General features: G+C 43.4%; 24 protein-coding genes. 12 read left to right on the plus strand and 12 right to left on the minus strand.

Annotated elements, in window-relative coordinates; translation table 11 throughout:
* The first annotated feature begins 51 nt into the window (after positions 1 to 51).
* On the plus strand, positions 52 to 327 hold the full coding sequence (locus LZT22_RS09585; RefSeq protein WP_233924947.1) for a hypothetical protein: 276 nt from the start codon (positions 52 to 54) through the stop codon (positions 325 to 327).
* On the opposite strand, the gene LZT22_RS09590 is transcribed toward LZT22_RS09585, so the two are convergent.
* A complete protein-coding gene (locus tag LZT22_RS09590) occupies positions 328 to 1608 on the minus strand; it encodes a serine hydrolase (protein ID WP_233924948.1) in 1281 nt (426 codons plus the stop codon).
* Positions 1609 to 1763: 155 nt separating this feature from the next.
* Here LZT22_RS09590 and LZT22_RS09595 point away from each other — a divergent pair, with 155 nt between their 5' ends.
* Genes LZT22_RS09595 through cobA form a run of 3 tightly spaced genes read left to right on the plus strand, consistent with a single transcriptional unit; the run spans position 1764 to position 4908 of the window.
* Positions 1764 to 3452 carry a nitrite/sulfite reductase gene (locus LZT22_RS09595; protein WP_233924949.1) on the plus strand — a complete coding sequence of 563 codons (1689 nt, stop codon included), beginning with the start codon at positions 1764 to 1766 and terminating at the stop codon, positions 3450 to 3452.
* Positions 3449 to 4051 carry a DUF934 domain-containing protein gene (locus tag LZT22_RS09600; RefSeq protein WP_233924950.1) on the plus strand — a complete coding sequence of 201 codons (603 nt, stop codon included), beginning with the start codon at positions 3449 to 3451 and terminating at the stop codon, positions 4049 to 4051. Before LZT22_RS09595 ends, LZT22_RS09600 begins: the two co-directional genes overlap by 4 nt.
* On the plus strand, positions 4051 to 4908 hold the full coding sequence (cobA, locus tag LZT22_RS09605; RefSeq protein WP_233924951.1) for a uroporphyrinogen-III C-methyltransferase: 858 nt from the start codon (positions 4051 to 4053) through the stop codon (positions 4906 to 4908). The genes LZT22_RS09600 and cobA overlap by 1 nt, the downstream gene beginning before the upstream one ends.
* Here cobA and LZT22_RS09610 read toward each other — a convergent pair.
* Positions 4831 to 5193, minus strand: a complete 363-nt coding sequence (locus LZT22_RS09610) for a sirohydrochlorin chelatase (protein ID WP_233924952.1) — start codon at positions 5191 to 5193, stop codon at positions 4831 to 4833. The two genes, cobA and LZT22_RS09610, sit on opposite strands and share 78 nt — an antisense overlap.
* Positions 5194 to 5284: 91 nt before the next feature.
* On the opposite strand from LZT22_RS09610, the gene LZT22_RS09615 reads away from it, so the two are divergent.
* Entirely contained in the window at positions 5285 to 6304 is a 1020-nt protein-coding gene (locus LZT22_RS09615) for a calcium:proton antiporter (protein WP_233924954.1), read from the plus strand.
* Here LZT22_RS09615 and LZT22_RS09620 read toward each other — a convergent pair.
* Complete coding sequence (locus LZT22_RS09620) at positions 6264 to 6863, minus strand: hypothetical protein (RefSeq protein ID WP_233924956.1); 600 nt, start codon at positions 6861 to 6863, stop codon at positions 6264 to 6266. The genes LZT22_RS09615 and LZT22_RS09620 overlap by 41 nt on opposite strands.
* Before the next feature lie 225 nt (positions 6864 to 7088).
* Here LZT22_RS09620 and LZT22_RS09625 point away from each other — a divergent pair, with 225 nt between their 5' ends.
* Genes LZT22_RS09625 through LZT22_RS09650 form a run of 6 tightly spaced genes read left to right on the plus strand, consistent with a single transcriptional unit; the run spans position 7089 to position 13978 of the window.
* Positions 7089 to 7364 (plus strand): hypothetical protein, encoded by a 276-nt coding sequence (locus LZT22_RS09625; RefSeq protein WP_233924958.1) that lies wholly within the window; start codon positions 7089 to 7091, stop codon positions 7362 to 7364.
* On the plus strand, positions 7364 to 10000 hold the full coding sequence (locus LZT22_RS09630) for a glycosyltransferase family 1 protein (RefSeq protein WP_233924960.1): 2637 nt from the start codon (positions 7364 to 7366) through the stop codon (positions 9998 to 10000). The genes LZT22_RS09625 and LZT22_RS09630 overlap by 1 nt, the downstream gene beginning before the upstream one ends.
* A 5-nt stretch (positions 10001 to 10005) precedes the next feature.
* Positions 10006 to 10851, plus strand: coding sequence for an ABC transporter permease (locus tag LZT22_RS09635; RefSeq protein ID WP_233924961.1), 846 nt, complete (start codon positions 10006 to 10008; stop codon positions 10849 to 10851).
* Positions 10851 to 12083 carry an ABC transporter ATP-binding protein gene (locus LZT22_RS09640; protein WP_233924962.1) on the plus strand — a complete coding sequence of 411 codons (1233 nt, stop codon included), beginning with the start codon at positions 10851 to 10853 and terminating at the stop codon, positions 12081 to 12083. Before LZT22_RS09635 ends, LZT22_RS09640 begins: the two co-directional genes overlap by 1 nt.
* Positions 12084 to 12103: 20 nt before the next feature.
* Positions 12104 to 13030 (plus strand): bifunctional 2-polyprenyl-6-hydroxyphenol methylase/3-demethylubiquinol 3-O-methyltransferase UbiG, encoded by a 927-nt coding sequence (locus LZT22_RS09645; RefSeq protein WP_233924963.1) that lies wholly within the window; start codon positions 12104 to 12106, stop codon positions 13028 to 13030.
* A 51-nt stretch (positions 13031 to 13081) separates the two neighbouring features.
* Entirely contained in the window at positions 13082 to 13978 is an 897-nt protein-coding gene (locus LZT22_RS09650; RefSeq protein ID WP_233924964.1) for an alpha-1,3-mannosyltransferase family protein, read from the plus strand.
* A gap of 59 nt (positions 13979 to 14037) precedes the next feature.
* On the opposite strand, the gene LZT22_RS09655 is transcribed toward LZT22_RS09650, so the two are convergent.
* The 9 genes from LZT22_RS09655 to LZT22_RS09695 all read right to left on the minus strand — a co-directional run bounded on the left by LZT22_RS09655 (position 14038) and on the right by LZT22_RS09695 (position 24724).
* A complete protein-coding gene (locus LZT22_RS09655; RefSeq protein ID WP_233924965.1) occupies positions 14038 to 16059 on the minus strand; it encodes an acyltransferase family protein in 2022 nt (673 codons plus the stop codon).
* A gap of 1 nt (position 16060) precedes the next feature.
* On the minus strand, positions 16061 to 17206 hold the full coding sequence (locus LZT22_RS09660; RefSeq protein WP_233924966.1) for a hypothetical protein: 1146 nt from the start codon (positions 17204 to 17206) through the stop codon (positions 16061 to 16063).
* 49 nt (positions 17207 to 17255) lie between these two features.
* Positions 17256 to 18512, minus strand: coding sequence for a hypothetical protein (locus tag LZT22_RS09665; RefSeq protein WP_233924967.1), 1257 nt, complete (start codon positions 18510 to 18512; stop codon positions 17256 to 17258).
* Positions 18513 to 18534: 22 nt separating this feature from the next.
* Complete coding sequence (locus LZT22_RS09670) at positions 18535 to 20376, minus strand: carbamoyltransferase (protein ID WP_233924968.1); 1842 nt, start codon at positions 20374 to 20376, stop codon at positions 18535 to 18537.
* Positions 20377 to 20426: 50 nt separating this feature from the next.
* A complete protein-coding gene (locus LZT22_RS09675; protein ID WP_233924969.1) occupies positions 20427 to 20579 on the minus strand; it encodes a DUF5989 family protein in 153 nt (50 codons plus the stop codon).
* 67 nt (positions 20580 to 20646) lie between these two features.
* Positions 20647 to 21066: an SxtJ family membrane protein gene (locus LZT22_RS09680; protein ID WP_233924970.1), complete on the minus strand. Its 420-nt coding sequence runs from the start codon at positions 21064 to 21066 to the stop codon at positions 20647 to 20649.
* Positions 21067 to 21089: 23 nt separating this feature from the next.
* The gene (locus tag LZT22_RS09685) at positions 21090 to 23033 is read right to left on the minus strand and encodes a nucleoside-diphosphate sugar epimerase/dehydratase (protein ID WP_233924971.1); all 1944 of its coding nucleotides are present in this window, start codon (positions 23031 to 23033) and stop codon (positions 21090 to 21092) included.
* 48 nt (positions 23034 to 23081) lie between these two features.
* The gene (locus tag LZT22_RS09690) at positions 23082 to 23642 is read right to left on the minus strand and encodes a sugar transferase (RefSeq protein ID WP_233924972.1); all 561 of its coding nucleotides are present in this window, start codon (positions 23640 to 23642) and stop codon (positions 23082 to 23084) included.
* The gene (locus LZT22_RS09695) at positions 23639 to 24724 is read right to left on the minus strand and encodes an NAD-dependent epimerase/dehydratase family protein (RefSeq protein WP_233924973.1); all 1086 of its coding nucleotides are present in this window, start codon (positions 24722 to 24724) and stop codon (positions 23639 to 23641) included. The genes LZT22_RS09690 and LZT22_RS09695 overlap by 4 nt, the downstream gene beginning before the upstream one ends.
* Positions 24725 to 24829: 105 nt before the next feature.
* Between LZT22_RS09695 and LZT22_RS09700 the strand changes: the two genes are divergently transcribed.
* A complete protein-coding gene (locus LZT22_RS09700) occupies positions 24830 to 25897 on the plus strand; it encodes an acyltransferase (protein ID WP_233924974.1) in 1068 nt (355 codons plus the stop codon).
* The last annotated feature ends 1 nt before the right edge of the window (position 25898 follow it).

Consider the following 25898-nt stretch of genomic DNA (forward strand, 5'->3'; position numbering starts at 1 on the left):
GCCTTGCATAATCAAAAAATAACGCTAGGGTAATGAAAGCTACTAAAAATTATGGATATTATGTTAACTGTTTTTTTGGGGGCGCTCTTTATGGTGCTGCCCGTTATAGCGGGACGCTATATGTGGAAAAATTATGATCGTTATTTTGGCCGCAACGATCCCGCTTATATGGATACCCTCTCATATTTCGTGAAGAAATTAGGTCTATCTTTGCTAGTCATCTTTTTAGTTCTAACTTTGGGGATGGTTTTTATCTTTCAAAACCAAGCCCCACTAGCCATTGAAAAAGCAGCGGCAAAAAACACCGTGTCAGCTTCTTTAATTTAATTATTTTTCGAGCGCGCCATACACTAACGCGTTGACTTTCTCACGATGAATTTTACGAATGTCGCCTGGGGCAACTGCCATCATCACTACGACCATTTGCTCTTTGGGATCAACCCAAAAAAGGGTGCCATTAGCACCATTCCATGTGTAGTCGCCAACATTGCCATTAATCGCCGATAGACCGCGCTCCATGCGCACAGCCACACCCAAACCAAAGCCATATCCAACCCGTCCAGGCTCGGTTCCACCAACTAAATTTTTGATGTCTTTGTTTAAATGGTTCGATGTCATAAATGCCACGGTCTGCGGGCCCAGCACCCGCTTGCCATCTAGGCTACCGCCATTCAGCATCATTTGGCCAAAACGAATGTAATCACCTGCCGTAGAAAATGCACAAGAACCACCACAATCAAATTTCACCTTATCAGTCAAAATTTTGATTTTCTGTGGCTTCCCGCTCATTGGATCAAGTGGTAAGGGTTGGGCTAAACGTGCACGCTGGTTATCAGCAACCTGAAAGCTTGTATCGGGCATCACCACTTTTGACCACACCCGCTCTTGCAACACACTACCGAGAGGTTTGTTGGCAATTTTTTCCTCGATTAAACCCAATACGTCAATACCAAAACCGTAATCCCATACTGTACCTGGCTCATAGAGCAAGGGGATGGTCGCAAGCTTATCCATAAACTCTGGGCCGGTGTAATCAAAAGCTGCTGTTACCGAAGCACTTGGAAATAATTTATGTACTGCAGAATTGCCGCGTGCACCATAAGTTAAGCCATTGGTATGGCGCATCAGATCTTGAATCGTAATTGGATTCTTTGCTGGTACCGTGGTCAAGCTCCCATCGGCAGCCACGATACCGACTTTCATATCTTTCATTTGGGGATACCAATTTGAAATTGGTGCATTTAGAGGCATTTTGCCTTCTTCATAAAATGTCAACGCGCCCACTGCGGCCATTACTTTCGTCATCGAAGCTAAATTAAAGATTGCGTCGAGCGGCATTGGCGTATTCGTTGCCTTATTTAAAAAGCCATACGATTTATAGATCACCAGCTTGCCATTTTTTGCTACAGCTAAGACTGCTCCTGGCATCCGATTGTTGGCAATTTCATCGGCAAAGAAAGCATCGATTCGTTTAATACCATCAACACTGACCCCTTGACTTTGGGCATTAGCCATCGGCAAAGGCGGAGTGTTACCAGCTGCATGAGAAATGCCCGATGCTCCAAATAGGGTGCAAGTCATTAGACTAAGTAGGAACTTTGAATTCATGGGGTCTCCGAGTATTGGCCGCTTAATTATTAAAAGAATTTAGCTAGATTCTAACCGTTATTAAAAATCGGCTAACTCTATATACCTAAAATGATATATAAGATCAACTTTATATTATTTAAAGAAATAAGCAGGTTCTAGGACAATCCTTTCCTATGTACCAATATGACCCAATTGACCAAGCCCTCATAGATGAGCGAGTAATTCAATTCCGCGACCAGGTAGAACGCCGCATTAATGGCAGTCTGCCAGAAAGCGAGTTTCGGCCTTTACGCTTACAAAATGGGCTTTATCTACAGCGGCATGCTTATATGCTGCGCGTTGCCATCCCCTATGGCCTTATAAGTAGTAAGCAATTACTTACTTTAGCGGATATTGCCGATCGCTACGACCAAGGATATGGGCATTTCACGACCCGGCAAAATATCCAATTCAATTGGGTTGAACTTGAAAAGACCCCAGATATTTTGGCTGATCTAGCTAAGGTAGAAATGCATGCGATTCAAACCTCGGGAAATTGCATCCGCAATATAACCAGCGACCCCTTTGCTGGTGTTGCTGCCGATGAAGTCGTCGACCCACGGCCAATCTGTGAGCTACTACGGCAATGGTCTACTTTGCATCCAGAGTTTGCCTTCTTACCGCGCAAATTTAAATTTGCCATCAATGGCTCAAAAGAAGATCGCACCGTTCTCTTGTGTCACGATGTTGGTATTCAACTGCACAAAGATCATCATGGTGAAATACTGGCTGATATTTATGCCGGTGGCGGAATGGGTAGAACGCCGATTCTAGGTAATTTAGTTCACACCAATTTACCCTGGCAGAAATTACCGAGCTATTTAACGGCATTATTACGGGTTTATAACCGCTTTGGTCGTCGCGATAATCTCTATAAAGCCCGCATCAAAATTTTAGTGAAGGCCTTAAGTCCGGAAGAGTTTGCGCGCCAGGTGAATATTGAATGGCGCCAAATTCAAGAGAGTGATCACAACTTTACCCCTGCCGAGTGGCAACGCGTTGCACAACACTTTACTAAACCAGCGTATCAAATACTCCCATCACTCGATTCAGCTACGGTTGCATCACAAGCTGATACAAGCTCACGCCCAGCATTCCAGCGTTGGCTCGAGCGTAACGTACGCGCCCACCAAATAGCAGGCTATGCTAGCGTCGTACTTTCCCTTAAACCCCATGCCATACAAGCTCCTGGTGATGCGACTGCCAAGCAAATGCGCGCTATTGCTGGGCTGGCGCAGACCTATAGCTTTGGTGAGTTACGGGTAACGCATGAACAAAATTTAGTGCTTGCTGATGTCGAACAAAGTCAATTATTTGCCCTGTGGTGCGAAGCCAAAAAATCAAATCTAGTTTTACCTAATATTGGCTTACTCACTGACATCATTGCTTGCCCTGGTGGTGATTTCTGCTCATTAGCGAACGCTAAATCTTTGCCTATTGCTAAAGCAATTCAAGAACGCTTTGATAATCTAGATTATTTATTTGATTTAGGTGATTTGTCCGTCAACATTTCGGGATGTATTAATTCTTGCGGGCACCATCATGTTGGTAATATTGGAATTCTGGGCGTCGATAAAGATGGTGAAGAGTGGTATCAAATTACGCTTGGCGGTGAACAAGGTGTAAACGCTGCTATTGGCAAAGTAATCGGGCCATCATTTGGTGCGCTCGATATTCCTACCGTCATGGATGACATTCTTAAAGTGTATGTGAATGAACGCCAGAGTGATGAGCGTTTTATCGATACCTATCGTCGCTTAGGTATTGCGCCATTTAAAACTGCTGCATACCTCAAGCAAAACTTATCAGTGGAGCTTGTATGAAAGCTACAGCGCTAATTGCATATCGCCTGGGTCATCGCGCCACTTTTATTCAGAATGAATGGACCGTTTGGGGCCTACCGTCAGTTGAAGACAATTCAGACCAAGGCACTAATTCAGACCTGCCCCCAGCGGTAGGCAAGGTGATCGTTCCCTTCTCTTGGTGGCTAGAACATCGAAACAACAATGAGATCACCAGGCTGACTGCCCACGGTGAGATCGCAGTGTGGTTTACAGGCACAGATGATGTCCTTGCCCATGCTGCAGTAATTAAAAAGGCATCAGCATGGCCTTTGGTGGCTGTTCATTTTCCTATTTTTACGGATGGCCGCGGCTATAGTACTGCCGCATTGTTACGTGAGCGCTTGCATTGGCAAGGCAATATTTTAGCCATTGGAGATGTGCTGATCGATCAACTACGGCAAATGAGTCGGGTTGGTTTCGATCAATTTTCTTTGCGCGCAGATCAAGATCAAACCATGGCCTTGAAACAATTCTCGCTCTACAGCGTTAACCTTCAACACGCCTGGCGCGATTCTCGAAGTCAACTTATTCAAGCAGCCAAGCATGACTGTCTTGAAGAAGAATTGCAGGCCGCTTAGTGAGCAAGGTATATTTAGTTGGCGCAGGACCCGGCGCTGCCGATTTAATTACTGTACGCGGAGCGAACTTATTAGCGCGCGCGCAAATTGTGTTTCATGATGCTTTGGTTGAGCCTGAAATGCTTGCTTTGTGTCCCCAAGCGATTCTCGTACCAGTCGGTAAACGCTGCGGGCAATTATCATCATCGCAACGTTTTATTAATAAGCGTTTAGTTGATGCTGCCCAGCGTTATGAAACTGTGGTGCGCTTAAAGGGTGGCGACCCCATGCTATTTGGCCGTGCTGATGAAGAATTACGCGCCCTAGAGGCGGCTGGGGTGCCAACTGAGGTAGTGCCAGGTATTACGGCTGCGCTCGCCGGTGCAGCGGCCATTAAGCAATCGTTAACTTTGCGTGGCGTGGCTCGGAGTGTGGCCTTCATTACTCAAGCGCAAGCAAGTAATATAGTCACAGACTCTGTTGGGCAAATTGCACCGATATCAATCCTTCCCAACGCACATGCTACTGCAGATACCTTGGTGTTTTACATGGGTCGCAAAGATGCGGCGAGTATTGCCCAAGAATTAATTGCTCAAGGGCGTTCTATTGCTACACCAGTGCATTTATTAGAATCTGTCAGCACTCCACGCGAACGCATCTTTACTACTACTTTAGCTGAACTTACAGATCATCAATCCGAGTCATGGTTTAACAGTAATTCGCCGCTCTTAATCATGATTGGTGAGGCTTTAAGAAGTAGACAAGAATCTCCAGTGCAGATTCAAGCCGCAGACGCCGTCTTAAATTGCTCGGCTACTGAAATCGATAATGGCTTGCAAGACCTGAGTGTCTTCGCCGACAGCCGACGAAGCGCTTAAAGATGCTTGCGGAAATTGCAGTTGGCAGGCCTCAAGTAATTTGGGGAAATCGTTGCGTAAATGTCCGCCCTGTCCAAAAAATACCGGAATCACTTGAATCGCAGTAGCGCCTTGGCCCACTAATTGAGCAACTGCCTCTGCCAGATTTGGCTCCATCATTTCTAAGAAAGCTACTGCACTCGGAACCTGCGGCTGTTGCTCGCACCATAAAGCACTTAGGCGATCAAACGGCTCACGCCAGCGTGCATCACGCGCACCATGGCCAAAAAAGATTAGCGCTTTCATCATTATTTTTTAATTTAAACTGAACCCAACCGATTTTAATCGGACTAACAACTGTCGTGTATATTTATTCTTTCATTGCCTCCATTGAACTATGTCAAGCTTACTTAATCAAACTTGGGCCATTGCGCTACTTAGCGCCTTACTAATTGGCTCGGTCTTAATGGCAGTGCACCAAGCCGAGGTAATTGCCCATAAGGTTGGCGAACCATTCGGCACGCTAATCTTAGCGCTTTGCGTCACCATTATTGAAGTGGCGCTGATTGTATCGATGATGATCACGGGCTCTGCGGGCTCCGAATTAATTGCTCGCGACGCCGTATTTGCGGTGATCATGATTGTGATTAATGGTGTTATCGGCTTATGTATTTTTATGGGTGGTCTGCGCCATAAAGAGTTAAGTTTTCGAATCGAGGGAAGTAATACCGCACTAGCTGTTCTAGCTGCTCTGGCTATATTTAGTTTAGTCATGCCGGTTGTGACTACCAGCAGTCCAGGACCAACTTTTAATAATAGCCAGCTGGCTTTCGCTGGTATTGCTTCACTAGCGCTTTATGGGGCATTTGTCTTTTTTCAAACGGTGAGTCATCGTAGCTACTTCTTACCACTTCAGGCTACGCAAAAAATGGCTGGCGTAACGCATGCCCCACACCCGAGCAATCTTAAGGCCATTGTTAGTGGCATTCTGCTAATCGTAGCTTTAGTACTAGTGGTGGGCCTAGCCAAAGCCTTAAGCCCTGCTATTGAAGCTGGCGTTATGGCTATCGGCGCACCTAAAGCTGTCGTCGGCATTGCGATTGCCACTTTAGTTCTCTTGCCCGAAGGCCTTGCCGCAGTTAAAGCGGCGCGCGCTAATCAACTGCAAAGTAGTTTAAATTTATCGCTGGGCTCAGCACTTGCTAGTATTGGTTTAACCATTCCTGCGGTAGCCATTATTTCTATTTGGTTTAATTTACCTATTAGCCTTGGAATTAATTCAGTTGGCATCATTTTTCTTTTTCTTACTTTCCTTGTGAGTGTTCTCACTCTCGCCATTGGCCGAACTACCCTCATGCAAGGCGTGGTGCACTTAATTATTTTCTTTGAGTACCTGTTCCTGAGTCTGGTACCTTAAGAGTAGTTGCATCAGCAGTTGCATCAGTAGTTGCATCAGCAGCACCAAACAAAATACGACTCACTTCGCTATACCCCAATTCTTCGCGAATGCCGACAAATACCAAGTAGGGCAGAATAATCAGCCAGTAAATAAAGCTGGTAGCTGCTAAGCGGTAGGGGTCACCTTGTTCAAAATTGAGTAGCGATTCAAAAAAGGGTTTGTGATGGAAGAGACCCTCCAAGCCTGCCTCAAAAAAACTAAGGGCTAAGGCTACAACTAAATACACTATCGAGTGCCGCATCAAAATCCAAAAAATAGGCCTCCCCTTACCAAGGGCCATGGGAAATAGACTTTGCCCTAAAAGCATAAATTTTGCGCACAAAGCGGCTTTCACTAAGGCAAAACTGAGCGTCAACAGAGGCAATTCATTAGCGCGCAAAATTGAATTTGATAGTAAAACTAGCGCACTAAACCAAACACTTAAATATAAGAATAGAACAATAAATTTTCTAGTCTCATTGATCGCACTGTTCTTTAGACCCGCTAGAAAACCGGCATGGTGGGGAAATAAGCTCAAGGGGTTCTTTATCAGGGTTATAAAGACTAAAGAGTAGCAGATCGCTCTTACCCCAAGGCCCAAGAAGAGCTCGAAACCCAATAAAACTTCAATATAATGGCATCTTGCTCTTTTTTAGCTCTTTTATCGCTCTTTTTGTCTTTCTCAGCCATTCCTCATCATTTATTCTCAATGGCAACTATGCTAAGTACTCAAAAAATTAAACAGGCGGTGAAGTGGTTCATCTTGAACACGTTCAACCACTCGATGACTTTTATTAATAAGCATCCCCAATTACGTCAATCCTTATTTAATTTCTTGCGCTCAACTGGCATCTTAAAAATGCTCAAGAAAATGTATTTCAAGCATTTTCTGAAAAAGAATTTACCTTTTTCTCAATACATGATTGGCCCGACGATTGCTATCGATATTACTGAAAAACAAATGACAGCACGTGCCTATGCAATTTATGCTGATTTAAAAAATCGTCTTGCGACAACTAAGCATACGAAGGCTAATTAATGCGCATTGTTATCGATCTACAAGGCGCACAAAGTCTTAGTCGTTTTCGGGGCATCGGTCGTTATTCACTAGCGCTCACCCAAGGCATTATTCGCAACCGCGGTCAACACGAAATTATTTTGGTCTTAAGTGGCATCTTAAGAGATTCTGTGCCTACCATTGTGGAGTTTTTTGCATCTATTTTGTCACGTGAACAAATTCGGGTTTGGTATGCGCCTGGCCCTGTAGCAGAAATTCGTCAAGGTACCGAGCTACGGCGTGAGGCCGCAAAGCGCATGCGTGAAGCTTTTATTACCAGCTTAAAGCCAGATCTGATTCATATCAGCAGTTTTTTTGAGGGCTGGGGTGATGACGCAGTTGCCACCATTGGACCCTTTATGTCCGCAGATGGCCATGAAATTCCCGTAAGCGTCTCACTCTACGATTTAATTCCATTTCTGAATCAAGCAGATTACTTAGACATTATTCCGGGCTATAAATCAATTTATCTAGCGAAAGTGGCCGACCTTAAAAAAGTACCGCTCTTACTATCCATTTCTGATTTTTCTCGTCAAGAAGGCATCGAACACTTACATATTGCCCCAGAAAAGATTGTGAATATCTCTTCTGCGGCTGATGATTTCTTTACAGATCAAGCGCCTAGTACCGACCCCCAAGCCCTGTTTGAAAAGTTTCAGATTACCAAACCGTTTGCTTTGTATACCGGTGGCGCTGATGCCCGTAAAAACCTGAAACGACTACTACTCGCCTACGCCAGCTTATCACCAGCAATCCGCCAGGAACATCAATTAGTTCTAGCAGGGGTCATTGCGCATGAAGAACTCGTCAAATTACAAGAAATCCTGAAGCTCAATGGGATCAAGCCTGGTGAGGTCATTTTTACAGATTACATCACCGATAAAGAACTGCATACGCTGTACTTCACTTGCAAACTCTTCATCTTTCCTTCCTGGCATGAAGGTTTTGGTCTGCCTGCGCTTGAGGCAATGAAATCAGGCGCAGCCGTTATTGCATCAAACGTCACTAGTATCCCCGAAGTGATCGGTATTGACGAGGCGTTCTTCGATCCATTTTCAGTTGAATCGATTGCCCAAAAAATTGCCGCGGGCTTAAGCGATGAAGCCTTACGAACAAGGTTAATTGTCTACGGCAAAGCCAAGGCAAAGGAATTTTCTTGGGATATCACCGGCCAAAAAGCCATGGCAGCATTTGAAAAAGTCTATGCAAAGCATCAGGCTGAATTACAAGTACAAACTAAAAAGCCTCTTCCTATTGATATTTCGAATGCGGCCTTACGTAATCATTTACTGAATCAACTCATCAGCGATTCACCTGATGCCGTTTTTCAAAAATACAAGCCTCATAATGAAGACTTACTGCGTTTATCCGTTTGCATTAGTCAAAATTTTCCAGCTGATGATCGTAAACCGCAATTTTTAGTTGATATCTCGCAATTAATTACAGTCGATGAAAAGACAGGTATTCAACGGGTGGTGCGCTCGTTGATTACAGAATTTCTGGCAAATCCGCCAGCAAATTGGGACGTGAAGCTTGTTTACTCCGATCGCTTTTCTCTAGGGTATCGCTACGCTACTGAATTTAGTAAGCAATTTTCTCAGCAACCGACAGCTGCCGCCGATGATGAGTTAATTGAAACACAACCGGGTGATGTTTTTTTTGGCCTTGATTTGCAATCAGAAAATATTCAAATTCAGAAACAGTATCTTAATGCGCTGTTCATGAATGGCACCAAAATCTATTATGTAGTCTACGATTTACTGCCCTTATATTTTCCTAAAGCCTTTCCTGAAACTGTCGATCACTTGCATGCCCAGTGGCTTAGAGAAATTAGTAAGTACGATGGTATTTACTGTATCTCTAAAGCAGTAGCTGACGAATTTAAGGTCTGGTCGGCCAAAAATATTCCTACGCTTTCGCCAAAATTTGATGTCAATTGGTTTCATCTAGGTGCTGATATTGAAAGCTCTGCGCCCACTAAAGGGATGCCAGCCGATGCGCATGAAGTCATCGCCAAAATTAAGGCGCGCCCTAGCTTTATTATGATCGGTACGATTGAGCCGCGCAAAGGCTATAAGCAGGCGCTAGCTGCTTTTGAGAAACTCTGGGCCAAAGGCGTCGATGTCAATTTAGTCATCATCGGTAAACATGGCTGGCTAATGGATGAATTTGCGAATGATCTGCCAAAACATCCTGAATTTGGTAAGCACTTTTTTTGGCTCAACCGCATTAGCGATGAATACCTAGAAGCGCTCTACGCTGCAGGCACTTGTCTACTACTCACCTCTCAAGGCGAAGGCTTTGGTTTGCCGCTCATTGAAGCGGCTAGGCGGCATTTACCTATTATTGCCCGTGATATACCGGTATTTAGAGAGGTAGCGGGTGAGCATGCTTATTACTTTCACTGCGATTTAGAGAATGCTGCCAACCCAGCTAATAACACTGTCCCTGCAGCAGCATTCCCCTTGCACAATCTGGCTGAAGCAGACCAAATTGCCAGCAGCATAGAGGCTTGGCTAGCGCTTTATCAGGCTGGAAAACACCCCAAATCGGATCAAATGCCTTGGCTTACCTGGAAAGAAAGTGCCCAGTCCATTCTGAAAAGCTTATTAAAATAAGGTTTATGAGCAAATTACCTTTGCAAAGCCAACCTCAAACGACCTCATTTAACTCGTTACCCCCCTCCTTGCTTTCGCTTTGGCAGTATCGGGCGTTTATCTTTGGCAGTACCAAGCGCGAATTTCAAATGAAGTATAAAAACTCGTTGCTGGGTTTTGCTTGGCCGATTCTGAATCCCTTAGCACTCATTTTGGTTTATACCTTGGTCTTTTCTAAGATCATGGGTGCTCGCCTACCGGGCGCTGAAAGTATTTACTCATACAGTATTTATCTTTGTATTGGCATTATTACTTGGAGCTTATTTGCCGAAATTACTTCGCGCTCCCAAACTGTATTTTTAGATAATGCCAACCTGCTTAAGAAACTCAATTTTCCACGCCTATGCCTGCCGGTTGTAGTGATCTTCAACGCATGCCTTAACTTTCTCATTATTTTTTCTTTATTTATTCTTTTTTTACTAGTCACCAATCAATTTCCAGGCTGGGTCATATTGGCTGTAATTCCCCTGCTACTAATTCAAATTGGCTTTGCAATTGGGCTGGGAATTAATTTAGGCGTACTTAATGTATTTTTTCGGGATATTGGTTACTTTTATGGGGTAGCTCTACAGTTTTGGTTTTGGCTCACACCCATTGTGTATTCCGTCAATATTCTGCCGGAAACAATTCGCCCACTGATAGCTTTAAATCCATTAAGTAGCTTGATGGAGGCATATCAAACGATCTTCATCAGACAACAATGGCCAGATTGGTCTAGTCTTTGGTACATCATTATTTTGGCTCTCCTACTTAACCTGAATGGGCTTCGTTTATTTCGTAAGCGCTCCGGTGAAATGGTGGATTTACTTTAATGGGCAAAATTGTTGTCTCCAATCTTGGAAAAGCGTATAAACGCTATCCTTCCAAATGGTCGCGTTTAGCCGAGTGGCTTATTCCTTTTAGCGGTCAGCGCCATGAACTGAATTGGGTACTAAGCGATCTTAATTTCAGCGTAAAGCCAGGTGAAGCATTAGGCATTATTGGCATCAACGGAGCTGGTAAGAGCACCTTACTAAAAATGATTGCTGGAACATCACAACCCAGCACCGGCTCAGTTGCTATTTCAGGGCATGTAGCTGCTCTCCTTGAGCTTGGTATTGGCTTTCATCCCGACTTTACTGGCAGACAAAATGCCTATATGGCCGGACAACTCTTAGGCTTTAGTGTGGATGAGATTACTGCGCTGATGCCCGAGATTGAATCGTTTGCTGAAATTGGTGAGTACCTTGATCAAGCGGTGCGCTTTTATTCTAGCGGCATGCAAATGCGCTTAGCCTTTAGTGTAGCGACGGTAAAACGACCCGATGTGCTCATCATCGATGAAGCTCTATCGGTGGGCGATGCCTACTTTCAGCATAAGTGCTTTGATCGCATCCGCGAGTTTCGAGAGCTCGGCACCACTCTTTTGATGGTTTCGCACGATAAGCTAGCAATTCAGTCAATTTGTGATCGGGCTATTTTATTAAATAAAGGGCAAATCGCCATTGAAGGCGAGCCTGAAGTTGTCATGGATTACTATAACGCCTTATTGGCTGATCGCGAGAGCGAGCATGTGCGGCAAGAACTCTCTCACCAAGATCCTAGTAAGCCAAATAAAGTGAAAACGATTTCTGGCAGTGGTGAGGCACTAATTCAGGATGTGGGTTTATTTGCTAATGATGGAAATCGCATTGAAGTAGTGCAAGTTGGGCAAGCGCTTCAACTACACGTCAAGGTTAAATGTATCCAAGCAATTGATGCGCTCGTACTGGGGTATCTATTTAAAGATCGTCTAGGTATGCCCGTTTTTGGCACCAATACCTTTCACCTAGGGCGTCAATTAAGTGATCTGAAGGCCGGCGAAGTAATTGAGTTTAGTTTTCAGTTTATGGCCAATTTTGGTCCTGGCACCTATTCTTTAGCGCTTTCACTGCACGCTAGCGATAATCATATTGCCAAAAACTATGAATGGCGCGATCATGCTTTAGTCTTTACTGTTATCAATCAGCAAGAGCACTTCGAAGGAGTGGCATGGTTGCCATCCACCGTTGAAATCAAACGCTAAATAATGCTAGAAATGATCGAATGAACTCAAAAAATCCGAATTCTATTGGCCTTTATAAAGCTTTTGAGGATCTCCATCGAGGCTCGCACGAGTTAATTAAATCTCGCTTAGGAGTCTATTTACCTTTTGTCGAAGTCGTCAAATCAATCTACCCTCCTGCTCCGTCCAGTTCTACAGCTACTGAAGCGATTGAAGCCCTCGATTTGGGTTGCGGCAGAGGAGAATGGCTAGAGTTACTTAAGGAAAACGGGGTCAGCGCTGAAGGCATTGACCTCGATGATGACATGCTCAGTGCATGCAGAGCTCGAGGCTTGAAGGTCGCTACGGGTGATGCAGTGGCCTATTTACAATCTCTGCCTAACAATAGTCGTAGCGTGATATCAGGCTTTCATATTGCCGAGCATCTATCGCTGGATGACTTAAAATTATTGGTTGAAGAATCACTTCGAGTACTAAAGCCTGCAGGGCTTCTGATTCTGGAGGCGCCCAATACCGAAAACTTGGTCGTTGGCACCTCCAGTTTTTATTTAGATCCAACTCACCAGCGCCCCTTGCCTTCTCAGTTACTCACTTTTCTAACGGATTATTTTGGTTTTGCCAGATCAAAATTACTTCGCCTGCAAGAGCCAACTCAATTACGTGATGAATTAACTCCGGTTAGCCTCTTTAATGTATTAAGTGCAGTAAGCCCGGATTACGCAGTAATTGCGCAAAAACAAGGTGATACAAATATATTGGCCCGTTTTGATACTTTATTTAATCAGGATTACGGTCTTAGCCTTGATGTATTAGCCATCCGCTATCAATTACATATTGATAGCTTAGGAAAACGCCTTACAGATCTTGAGCAACACGTGCAACTCTTAAATGCCCGGATGAATAAAATTTGGCGACTCTTTGGACCCCTACGTTGGGTGAAAAACTTATTTAGCAAAGACTCAAAGTAAGGTGGGTATGAGCCAGCAAAATCTTCATCGAGTTCTAATGTGAGTTCTACTGTGACCCCCCCAGAAAATTCAAACATGCGTGGGTTAGTCGTCAGTATTCCGCCCCGCTACCTGCCTTTTGCCCTTTTTAATCTCAAGAAAATTTATGGTGAATTAGGCTGTCAATTGCCCATCGAAATATGGGAGGTAGGCAATGAGCTCAATGCTGATGCTAAAAAACAGTTAAATGCCATTACCGACAAAATTATTTGGCGCAACGTAGCGGAATTTACCCAAGACCTAAAGCATTGGCAAGGCTTTCAAGTCAAAGCATTTGTCGTCGCCCATTCTGCGTTTAATGAAGTACTGTTATTTGACGCCGATGGTATTTTTCATCAAAACCCAGAAAATTTATTTTCTGACCCCGAATACCAAAAAACAGGCTATTACCTTTTCCGCGATTTAAAGCGTTGGGTTTTTGAATTTAATTGGTGGGATCGATTGATGTACAAATTTAACCTGCGCCAACCTTTTAAAGGCAATAAATTTCGTAATTATGCGTTCTTTTTAGAGCGCCAAGCGTGGTTGCGCCGGTGTTTGAATAATGTAAAGCCGAGTAATTTTCCAGCGGAGTGGGATTACATTTGGCAAGATGAAATGCCTAAAGAGCCCGTCATCGAGACTTATGTAGATAGTGGTGTCGTTGCTATTAACCGCAGCAAACGCCCTGAAACTATTAAGAAATTATTTGATCTCAATAATAACCACCCCGATACGTATAAATATGTCTGGGGCGATAAAGAAACTTTTTGGATTTCAGCCCTCATGGCTGGCGAACCGCTAACCGTTAACCCCAAATGGGCGTATGAAAAAGATGCTGAACAAAATCAAGCTTGGAAATCAAAGCAAAATCTGATTTGCCAAGATTGGAACGGCCAACTCTTTTTTACCCAAAAGGGTGTGGTGTAGTTCACTGATAAATCATCTTAGGTTTTAAATAAGTGCTTTACTTGTTACTAAATACTAAATTATTTTTTAAGTAGTTGCGCTAAATAGCTATTAAGCTCTTTACCGATAAGACCGGCAGCATAGTCAGAGATATGGTCAGAATAGCTATAAAGTAGGCGATCATTTTTAGACATCCCACAGACCCCTTTCGTGACATCACACAGGATATCAGTGGTATCAAATACCGTTACTACACCTGGGTTACGCTGAGCTAATGTGCGCAACAGCTCGCTATATTTCTGAGTCATTTTTAGATGGCGCTCATACGTTAAAGAACACCGCGCATTTAATTTCTTGGGGAAAATCCAATTTAATGCAGCTAGTGAGCTTTGCCTTTGCACGCAGTCCTCTGGAAATGCGAGCGTGGGGTTGTCCACCAATAAAACAACTTTTTTACCAGCGGCCTTTAGGGGGTTAATCGCATTTTGTACCGCTTCAAGAGCTACCTCAAAATAAGGGGATGCCTCAAGATCCTCCAGAAATTCAGTTTCTTTTAAATTAAAGAGATTGCGTGTAGCGGCCACAAATAAAACTGCTTCAATTTTAGAATTTTGTGCAATCGCATTAATGGCTAAGGGCGATGCCGGTAAAAATCTAGCATAAATGGGATTACTTGAAATCAGGGTTGTCACTGGAAACTTGCCGCCAGGCCCGCCAATAAAAAGCCAGCGACCATTCGCAGTAGAGGTGCGCACAAGCCCACGAAAGATAGCTTCAGCATGGCTGTCACCAATCAATGCATACTTAATCGGGGGGCGACTATCTTGCAAGCAAGTGGTAAACCAAGACTTATCGATTGCGCCTACGCCACATTCTTCATTTAAATCAACACCAGCTACTCCATCATTACCAGATAAAGGATCAATATTAATTTGATTAGCGACTCTAAATGGTAAGCCTTCACGTAATTTAATATTAATTCCTGCGCCAGCAATCGCTATCATCAGCACTAACAAGATAATGGTTTTCAGTTTCCCTTTGCTGCCATAACGAAAGGGTTTCTCTATATATTGATAAGTTAACCAGGAGAGTAAGATCGCTAGCGCAACGATAATGCAGCGCGTGAGAAATGGTGCCACTTCGCTATTGAGAATACGGGCCAATGACAATAAGGGCCAATGCCATAAATACAAAGGAAAGCTAATTAAGCCAAACCAAACCAAAATACGATTAGATAAAACTTGTTGATTAAACCAAGGCATCCCGCCATGGCTAGCTGCACCAATTAAACAAGCTGCCCCAAGGGTTGGTAATAAAGCCCAATAGCCTGGAAAAAGGCTTTCCTTATTGATGAAGCTTATGCCCAATAAGATTAATGCAACACCTCCCCAAGACAGCCAATTTGGGGAAATTAATTTAAAGAACTTGGGAGTGTATAAAACAAAATAGGCTAATAAAGCACCAATCAAGAGCTCCCAAAAGCGAGTTAGAGGGGAGTAAAACGCTGCAACCCGATCGATTTTAATTTCATCGACATTGAGCCAAAAAGAGCCAATTGCGATCACACCAACAACCCATAGCCAAAGATACGGTTGGGCAAGGCGTGATTTAACCCACCAAGCCGCCCATAAAATCAATGGCCAAAAGATGTAAAACTGCTCTTCAATGCCAAGGCTCCATAAATGCAATAGCGGCTTAGTGTCAGAAGTGTTATCAAAATAGCCGCTCTCTTTCCATAAAACAAAATTTGATAAAAAACTAGCTCCACCAAAAACATGTTTACCTAATTGCTGGTATTCGCGCGCCACCAAAATACACCAACCTAAGGCGAGGCTAACGAGCAAAACGGTGATTAATGCAGGGAAAATACGGCGAATACGCCGTGAATAAAAATGAATAAAACTAAATGTGTTATTACTTAAGCTCTCATATAAAATCGTCGAAATTAAAAACCCAGAGATCACAAAAAATATATCAACTCCAATAAAGCCACCCGGCACCCACTCTGGAAATGCGTGAAATAGCACTACGGCCAAAACTGCTACTGCCCTTAACCCATCAATATCAGCGCGATATTTTATGGAATCATTTGAGGTCGACACTTTACTGAAGCCTAAATGCATTGAGGTAACCTAAAAAATCTTGCGACCACCACCAAAAAATTTTATTTTCTCCGATAGTATGAGCAATTCGCCAATAAAATAAATATAGAAAAACTAAAAAAAGGACTAATGGAAGCAGCCAGACCGAGCTTTTATAAGTCAGCTCACGGTTATTTTTAATAGTGATTAAGATGATTAGAAATAAAAATCCCAAAATATGAATCCACCTACCCCAATCGATGCCAAGCATAAATAAAGGTAGTATTGGTATTAAAGCTAGCCCCGAATAGACTAAAAACTGCTGATACTTGGGCTTACCTAAAGCAGCTATTCCATAAAGCGCTAGTGGTACTAAAGTTAATAATAATAGAGGAATGAAGCTTTTATAAAAGCCTGAATGAATTTTCAGTGGTGGCTTACTGAGTATTTCAATCGCGTCGCACCCTAAAGAGCCATTTGTGCTCCATGGATTAAGGCTGGCACAAATAATAACGGTATCACTCAAACTACCCTTGAAAAAGAAATAGAGGCTCAGCAAAATACAGAATGCAATGCCGTAAGGAATAATATATACAAAGACTTTACTGTCCTTATTTAATAAGTAAATTAGTAAAATAAAAAACTGTAAGAAGAAAAATAATCCCTCGTGCATCAGCGTTAAAACGGGAAAGCTTAGGCACAAAAACCAAAAATCCCATCTTTTATAGAAAATAGTTGTTGTTGGTTTGGCAATCAACTGTAACAAAGCAAAGATGGAGAAAGTAGCAAAGAGGAGTAATTCTTTTCTACCTGAACCCATTGGGTCATTTAGATCAAACATAAAGCCCCAAGGGGCTAAAATAAGTACTAACTCGATTGGCCCAATTTTTTTAAGGGCGCAGATCAGAAAAAATGATCCGCATAAGGTTGCGTAGAGTAAATACTTGGTGGCAAGTACGGCCTTAACAGGATTAATATCTAAATATTGATTTAGCCCTAAAGCAAATTCCCCAAATAAGCCGCGACGAATAAAGCCACTCGAATAATTGATTAGCCAATCAGTCGCAATATAGCCATGAAAAGAATAGGTATTTTGTATTTCATTAACTTTAAGAAAATAGGCTAATAAAAATACCGCTAAAACCACTAAGGATAAAATCTGCAGCAATGAGAATCGACGGAACTCAAAGAGAAGAGAGTTTTTCATTACTACTAACTTAAGGCTTTTCGAGATGTCGCAGAAGAATATGTACACGCTCAAGGTTAGCGGCCGCAGTAGGATGCTTGTCTAACTCATGAATATAATACTTGCGAGAAAGGTCTTCATTTTTCGCAGCTAATGTGAGGTCAAGCGTATCGATGCCCATACTTTTAATCTTAGCTAAAACCTTGTCATTATTATAAGTACCGATAAACCAGGCTTCATCAGCTTTAATAAAGCCAACAACGAGTCGCTCCCCGCGTTTTTTACTTTCTAGTGCCATCGTCTTCAAAACACCAAGATACAACTCAATTTGCTTATCTTGATCAGTGGTAACCAAGAGACTATCTTGAATTAAATTAAAAATCTTTGATGAAGTAACTAAAGCGCGCAAGGCTTTGGGAGAATGCTCTACCCACGCAAAGGAGCGGCAATAGCCATCCCGCTTAACTTCTCCAGAAGGCTCTAATTGATATTTTGGTGAGCCCAAAGAAAAGAAATCTGCGCAAGCAACCCGACTCGCATGCCATGGGGCAGTTAGAACCACTTGCACATCGGCTTTGGTATCTAATTGACTTTGTAAGACCGCCAATGATTGGTGAATTCCCCAGCCATGAATACCGTAATTCTTAACTACTAATGGGGTATATGCCTTTAAATTACTATGTGCTTTACCGCCATTAAGTAAGTCACCTGCGTAAAAACTCATGGTTTCGTTATCTGCCACGCCCTCACCAAAGGTAAATGAGTCTCCTAAGAAATTAATTCGGTGGCCTGACTGATCAGATGTAGTTTTTGGCGCAAGATTTGCATCGTATTGCGGTGTTACCCGAAAACCATCCTTGCCAATCGTAAAGATCGTGTCGTAAAGCACATCACCATTGGATGCTACCTTCTTCGCCGTAAATGCTCCGGGCTGAGGCTGACTGCCAAATTCGCCTAAATGCCAATAGGCTGGGGTGTTATAAGTTTGGGCTGAATCAAAATAGGCAAATACCGATTTATCTTTGCCGGTATTAATGCCAGTGTCAGGCTTTTTACCCATTAAATCAGGCGCATAAGCAAGCCCAGTTTCAACTAGCGCCATAGTCACCGTGAGGGAAATAATCACAATCACTGCGTCGCGCAAAAGGTTAGTGGCACTAGCCAGACAGGCTAAGCTAAAACTGATTGCCCACAGAAAGGTAGCAACGCTGCGCTGCTGATAAGCACTATAAAATAAATACGCTGCAACAGCTGCAAAAATGATGGGTAGGATCAGTTTCTTCAGCATACGATGTGGGGAGCTTTAATGACTAATCAAGTTCGTAGGCATTTTTATAATCCAGCTTTAATGCGGGGTCTTGATCTTCTTTACGCATAATGGAATTACCCACGACAAGAAATTCAATTTCAGTGCCCATCAAACAACGGAAGGCATCTTCAGGAGTGCAAACAATCGGCTCACCCCGCACATTAAATGAAGTATTTACTACTACCGGACAACCCGTGAGGGCTTTAAAGCGACTCACTAAAGCGTGATATTTAGGATTTGTCTCTTGATGAATCGTTTGTACTCGCGCTGAGTAGTCGACGTGGGTTACTGCAGGGATTTCAGAGCGCGGAACATTTAATTTTTCAATGCCAAAGAGTTTTTGCTCTTCAGAAGTCATCGATAATCGTTTTGACTTTTGCACATCAGCCACTAAAAGCATATAGGGGCTATCGACATTAATATCAAACCATTCATTCACATCTTCACGCAATACGCTAGGCGCAAAAGGCCGAAATGATTCACGGTATTTGACTTTTAAGTTCAGTAATTTCTGTGCTGATGGTGAACGTGCATCAGCCAAGATAGATCTACCGCCCAAGGAGCGTGGGCCAAACTCCATTCGTCCCTGGTGCCAGCCAATCGCCTTTCCTTCGGCTAAAGCCTGGGCAGTTAATTCAGTCACTTCAGCGTCGGTGTGATTGGTAAAAATAGCGCCTGCAGCTGCTAAGCGTTTTTCAATATCAGCTTGCTCAAATTGGGGCCCCAGAAAAGACCCCTTCATACCATCCTGCAGGGCGGGATTCAGTTTGCGGGGCTGTTGCAACATAATGTAGTAAGCACCCAACGCAGCTCCCACTGCACCGCCGGCGTCTCCTGCAGCCGGCTGAATCCAAATATTCTCAAAGATATTTTCACGTAGCAGCTTGCCATTAGCAACACAGTTAAGCGCCACACCGCCAGCTAAACACAAGTTCTTTAGACCTGTGGTCTGCTGAATACCTTTAGCTAACTTAATGACCACTTCTTCGGTAACCGCTTGAATCGACGCAGCCAAATCCATTTCGCGTTGAGTTAATAGGGCTTCTTCCTTACGCCGTGGGCCGCCAAACAGATCGTCAAACTTTTGGTTGGTCATGGTCAGACCCGTGCAGTAATTAAAGTAACTCATATCTAAAGCAAATGAGCCATCTTCTTTAATATCAATCAGGTGATCTTTCATGAGCTGCGCAAACTTGGGCTCGCCATAGGGAGCTAAGCCCATCACCTTATATTCGCCTGAGTTCACTTTAAAGCCGGTGTAATACGTAATTGCCGAATATAGCAAGCCTAAGGAATGGGGGAAATGAATTTCCTTTTGCACTTCCAATGAATTGCCCTTACCAATCGCTAGCGACGTTGTAGTCCACTCACCCACACCATCCATCGTCAAAATCACTGCTTCTTCAAAAGGCGATGGAAAGAAAGCGCTGGCTGCATGGCTTAAATGGTGTTCAGAAAATAAAAGGCGCTCAGTCCAATTGGTATTTTTGCCCCACAAACTTTTAAGAGCATCTGAAATAACCGACTTCTGAAATAGCTTATCTTTTAACCATACGGGTAAAGCAGTTGCGAATGACTGAAAACCACTTGGCGCATAGGCTAAATAAGTTTCTAGTAAGCGTTCAAATTTAAGAAATGGCTTGTCGTAAAAAACAATGTAGTCAATCTCTTCGGGTTTGCAACCCACTTCGCCCAAGCAATAACTAATTGCCTGATTCGGAAAATCCTGATCGTGCTTCTTACGCGTAAAGCGCTCCTCCTGTGCAGCAGCCACAACCTCGCCATCAACGACTAAGCAAGCGGCAGAGTCATGATAGTAAGCAGAAATTCCGAGTATCTTCATCAAGCAATTAAGTTAGGTATCGCACTAGCGGACTAAAAAGGCAGTAAAAATTAAAACAAGGTATAGATAAAGGGTGCAACGACTGCACTCTTAGCTGCCAAAATTAACAAGCCGCCCAATACAACCATCACAATGATGATGGGTAAAAGCCAGAGCTTTTTCCGTACTTTTAAAAATTTCCATAACTCTTGTAAAAATGACATGGATTGAAGTCCTTTAATTTTATTTGGTAATTAACAATATAAAGTGATGATTTCGATAAATTCTTTTTCAAAATTGATCTTTAAATGATTCGGGATTGGGGCCAGGGGGATTGCGCTCAATCCAATAGGAATTAACGTGTTGTTTTTTAATTCTTAAAGCATCGCGGCCGATTAAACGCATAAAAAGTGCAACTGGCGTAATCACTACGAAGAACAGCACACCTAAAACTAATGGGCTTACCACGCGCCCCATTAATAAGCCCAGTTGATACCAAGCTTTATTGAGCGGCGCTAATAAAGTTGGGGCAATTACCGTAGCCAAAAAAAATGCAATCGATAAAGCGCCAAAAGTCTGACTATAAATCGGCGCAGAATCTGTTAGCCAGTTGTAAGCGGCGATAAGAAAAAAGATGCCAGTAAAGACTAGACCAAAAGTTCGGTTTTGCGGTAAAACAGAGCCGTGCAAAGAATTGGGATTTTTACTCATAGTCACTTTAAGATTATTCCTAATTATAAAGTCTTTAAGTAAAAAGGCTGATAGCCTTGGACTAAGCGTTTTAACTGGGCAATCAGGGCCGCAAAATCATCGCGTCCGAGATTTTCTTGCAGCAGACTTAACTCTGCCGTCAATTCAGTCCAGGGTAGGAAATCTTCTCTAGCCATCATGATACGGGGATGCGAAGTTGCTACGGGGTTTTCACCAATCAAAAGCTCTTCATAAAGTTTTTCCCCAGGTCGTAAGCCCGTAATCACAATTTCAATATCACCCAAGACGTCACCTATTGCGCCCGTATTCCCATCCTGCTGATTAGTTTCAGGGAGTTGGTCGACTAAGGGTGCACGTACAGTTAAGCCTGAGAGCTCAATCATGCGTTTAGCTAGGTCATAAATCTTTACGGGCTCACCCATATCGAGCACAAAGACTTCCCCACCCTTAGCCATAGCACCAGCTTGAATTACTAATTGCGCCGCCTCAGGTATCGTCATGAAATACCGCGTCACATCTGCATGCGTTAGGGTCACTGGCCCCCCGGCTCGAATTTGCTCTCTGAATAAAGGTACAACTGATCCGCTCGAACCCAGTACATTACCAAAGCGCACCATACAAAAACACGTTTTGCTATTAGCAGCTAAAGCCTGCAATACCATTTCTGCAAACCGCTTAGTAGCGCCCATCACATTGGTCGGCCTGACGGCTTTATCAGTACTAATTAAAACAAAATTAGCAGTGCCATAGGTTTGTGCAGCCATGGCTAAATTGAAGGTGCCAAGCACATTATTCTGCAGTCCTTCAGCAGGGTTATGCTCAACTAAAGGCACGTGCTTATAAGCTGCTGCGTGATAGACCGTATCAATCGGCCACTGCTTGAAAATACTGTCTAAGCGGGCTACATCGCGCACATTGCCAAGCAGCGGAATGATTTCAACCCCCTCTTTTTGCTGGGCTTGCATTGACTCGCGCAATTCGGATTCAATGGCGTACAAGTTATATTCACTGTGATCGAGTAGCAGGAGTTTTTTAGGTCCGGTCTGTAATATTTGTCGGCATAGCTCTGCGCCAATACTGCCACCAGCACCGCTCACCAAAACTATTTTATTGCGACTATTTTTTTCAATTAATACTTGATCTGGGGTCACCGGCTCACGCCCTAATAAATCATCAGGATCTAGTTCTTTAATATCAAGAACCGTTATACGCCCCTGGGCTAAATCAACTAAGTCGGGAAGTGAGCGCACATGCACTTGATGTTGGCGCAGGTCTGCCAAAATTTCATTACGCTTTGCACGCCCGATGGATGGCATTGCCAACAAAATGTCAGTCACTCCATGGGTGTCAATCAAGCGACCAATCTCATTGGGAGCGTAGACCATCAAGCCATTAATCGTACTACCTTGATACTCTGAACCGTCATCTAAATATCCAGCCAAAAAATATTGGCCCGATTGGCGAAGGGCTGAAGCAATTTGCATGCCCGAGTGTCCTGCGCCATAAATGAGCAAGGTGCCTAATACAGGTCGCCCATTTTTCCCGCGGGCATTAAAGCCAAACGATAGGCTTGCAGTAATACGCGCTAAAGCCATTAATAAAAATAAAATGATGGGCTGGACCAAACCAATACTGCGATAGATATAAGGCGAGGCAAACATGAAAATCGCCGTGAAATACAGTACCCCATAGATCGCTACTGCTTTACCCATGAGCGCCATTGAATGCGCCCCGGTAAAACGCAATACGGTTTTATATACTCCAAATTGGATAAATACAGGTATCGCTAAAGCTACAGCAAGGAAGTATGCGTATTTCTGCTCAGGAATGAGGCGATGCCACTCATCCAGACGCAATGAAAAGGCTAGCCAGGTAGCTAACAAGGCGCACACAATGTCGACTGACATAGCAATAAACTGCTTAGCCCAACGGGGCATACCCAAAATAGCCGCTAATTCTTTTTTCATGACCATCCTGTCAATTTAAGCCCATTTTAGAGGCTTTTTAGTCACGTTTTAATGTGCGACACCCTCACGTCCCAATACCTTCATACCTGTCAAAAACAGAATGTAGCAATCAAAGGGGGTTGAGCGCCTTTGCAGATACTCAAAGTCTAGTCGCACCTTTTGCTCTAAATCAAGCTCATCGCGCCCATTTACTTGCGCCCAGCCGGTAATACCAGGTAATAAAACCTCAATACCCTTGGCGTTACGCATCGCAATTAAATCATCTTGGTTATATAGCGCAGGGCGAGGCCCAACAAAACTCATCTGGCCAAGTAGGACTGACCATAATTGCGGTAATTCATCCAAACTCGATTTGCGTAAGAAACCACCAATTGGGGTGAGGTAGCTTTGCGCGCCCGTTAATAAATGCGTGGCCACATTAGGAGTATTTTTTTGCATAGTTCTAAATTTTGGCATGAGGAAAAGTATGTTATTTTTACCCACCCGCATCGACCAAAATAAAATTGGTCCTGGCGATGTGAGGCAAACCGCAATTGCTACCAGCAACATTGGCATAAATAAAATGAGTAGCGCCAAGCTACATAGAACTAAATCTAAGCAACGCTTCATGTTGATTGCCCTACCTGTTTTCGCTCAGCCAAAAAAGCTTGTGCCGTTAGTGCAATCGCGTCTTCGGCTTTAAGGGGTGGCTGCCAATTTAAAAGAGTGTGGGCTTTAGTCGAGTTCACTTGCAAAGAACCCACTAGGCGTTGAACTGCTGCCTTCGTGCCCAACATAGAACCTAAATAAAGCATTAGTCCTGGTGGTATAGAAAATAATAAAGGTGGCTTTCTATGCATTCCCTTAGCAATCATTTGAATCAAAGCTGGCGTAGAAAAATCGGTTCCGTCTGCCAATAAAAACAGTTGGTTTGCTGCTTTAGGGTGGGCAATCGCGAGGCGTATAAAGTCAACTAAGTTATCGAGCGCCAAAAAACTACGTTTATTATGAATGCCCCCTAAAGGCAGCGGTATGAGATTACCTAAGAAAGTACCAGATTGAGTAGCCACTAAATCCATTAATTTACGAAAGTTTGCCTTCACACGTGGACCATAGATGAGTGGGACCCGAATAATCACAAAGTCCATGTGAGAGCCATGCTCAGAACAGATTTTTTGCAAGCCCTCCTCCGCCTCCAACTTACTAATTCCATAAGGGTCAACAGGAGCCGGGGGGGAAGCCTCACTAAACGCCTCTCCTAGAAGCGTTTCTTCACCATTTACCTTAATGCTACTGAGGAAAATAAAGCGTTTTACCCCCGCAGCCGCGGCTTGCTGCGCTAAATTGGTGGTAGCAGCGGTATTAGCATGCCGATAGACGGCTAAAGGGTCAGGTGCAGACTCCCTCATCACATGGGTTCGTGCCGCCAAATGAATCACGGCGTCTACCCCCAAGAGGATAGGCCATTCTGTATTCGGGCCAATGTCGCTGAGGGCGACATATTTAACCTTAGAGGCGCTATTAGACCCTTCCAAAATAGCCTTACTTGGCAGCGATCGCACCGCGGCCAAAATCTCCAGTTCTGGCCAGGTTTGAGTCAAAACCTCAAGTAGGCGGCGACCCACAAACCCAGTCGCTCCGGTTACTAATATCCGTCCCACGGCTGGGGAGGGCAAATTAGACGATGAGGTAGAAAAGGAAGAGTTAGTCAAGCCGCTCTCAGAATATGGATAATCAGGGAAAACATCGAAAGTCTCAAAATGTCCAAAACTGCTATGTCCTGCAATTTAACTAAAACGCTATTTTAGTCTGCACTTATGGGTTTAATTCGATTCTTCTTAGCCTACTCGGTGGTAGTGGCCCATTTTCTGTTTTTTCCCAGCTTTCGCCTCATTGGCGGAGAAGTGGCGGTAGAGGCATTCTTCATTATTTCTGGCTTTTATATTGCCATGATCCTCAATGGGCGCTATTCCTCTATTAAGGATTTTTGGATTAATCGGTTTTTGCGCCTCTATCCTGCCTATATTGTCATTGCGGGCTTCAATCTAGTAGTTAATTTAATTGACCCAGGTGAACTCAAAAATGTCTTCGAACTTCCCACCGCGTTAAGTATTTATCTCGTCTTTACCAACGCTACCTTGATGTTCCAAGATTTAGCGATGTTTTTGGGCGTACGCGATGGGCATGTCTTGTTTGTAAAGAATTTTTTAGAGTCTAGCCCGGTGGTATTTCGTTACTTGTTAATTCCTCAAGCCTGGACGCTAGGCGTAGAAATCAGCTTTTATTTGCTTGCGCCACTGCTATTTTTTAGGAAATATAAATACATCTATCTATTTTTCTTTATTTCTTTAATCATCCGCATTTATTTGCTGATGCACGGTAAGTTCGATGACCCTTGGAGCTATCGCTTCTTTCCTAGTGAGCTTGCACTATTTATGTTGGGGGCAATTGCATACAATATTTATGACAAGATTGACTTCAATAAGAATCCTGCACTCTTACAAGAAATGGGCAAATGGTTTTTAGTCTTAGTAATGGGATTCATTTTTTTCTTTCCTAATATCGCCGCAAATTATGAATTCAAAAAAGGGCTCTTCTATTTGCTCTTGGCTGTAGGTATGCCCTTGATCTTTAACTTAACCAAAGACAATAAAATAGATCGCTTCATTGGCGAGCTGTCTTACCCCATTTACCTTATTTGGGGTTTGCGGATCGACATCACTAAAATTATTTGCGATGCATTTCAAATCACCAATGAAAATGTCAAAGGCGTGATATTTTATGGCTCTATATTAGTATTAGCAATTGCTATTCATGTATTAGTTGAGAAGCCAGTTGAGAAAATTCGCGCGCATTTTAGGGCAAAAAAAACATTTAGTAGTTAAT

Source organism: Polynucleobacter sp. IMCC 29146, assembly GCF_021395195.1.
Lineage (GTDB): Bacteria > Pseudomonadota > Gammaproteobacteria > Burkholderiales > Burkholderiaceae > Polynucleobacter.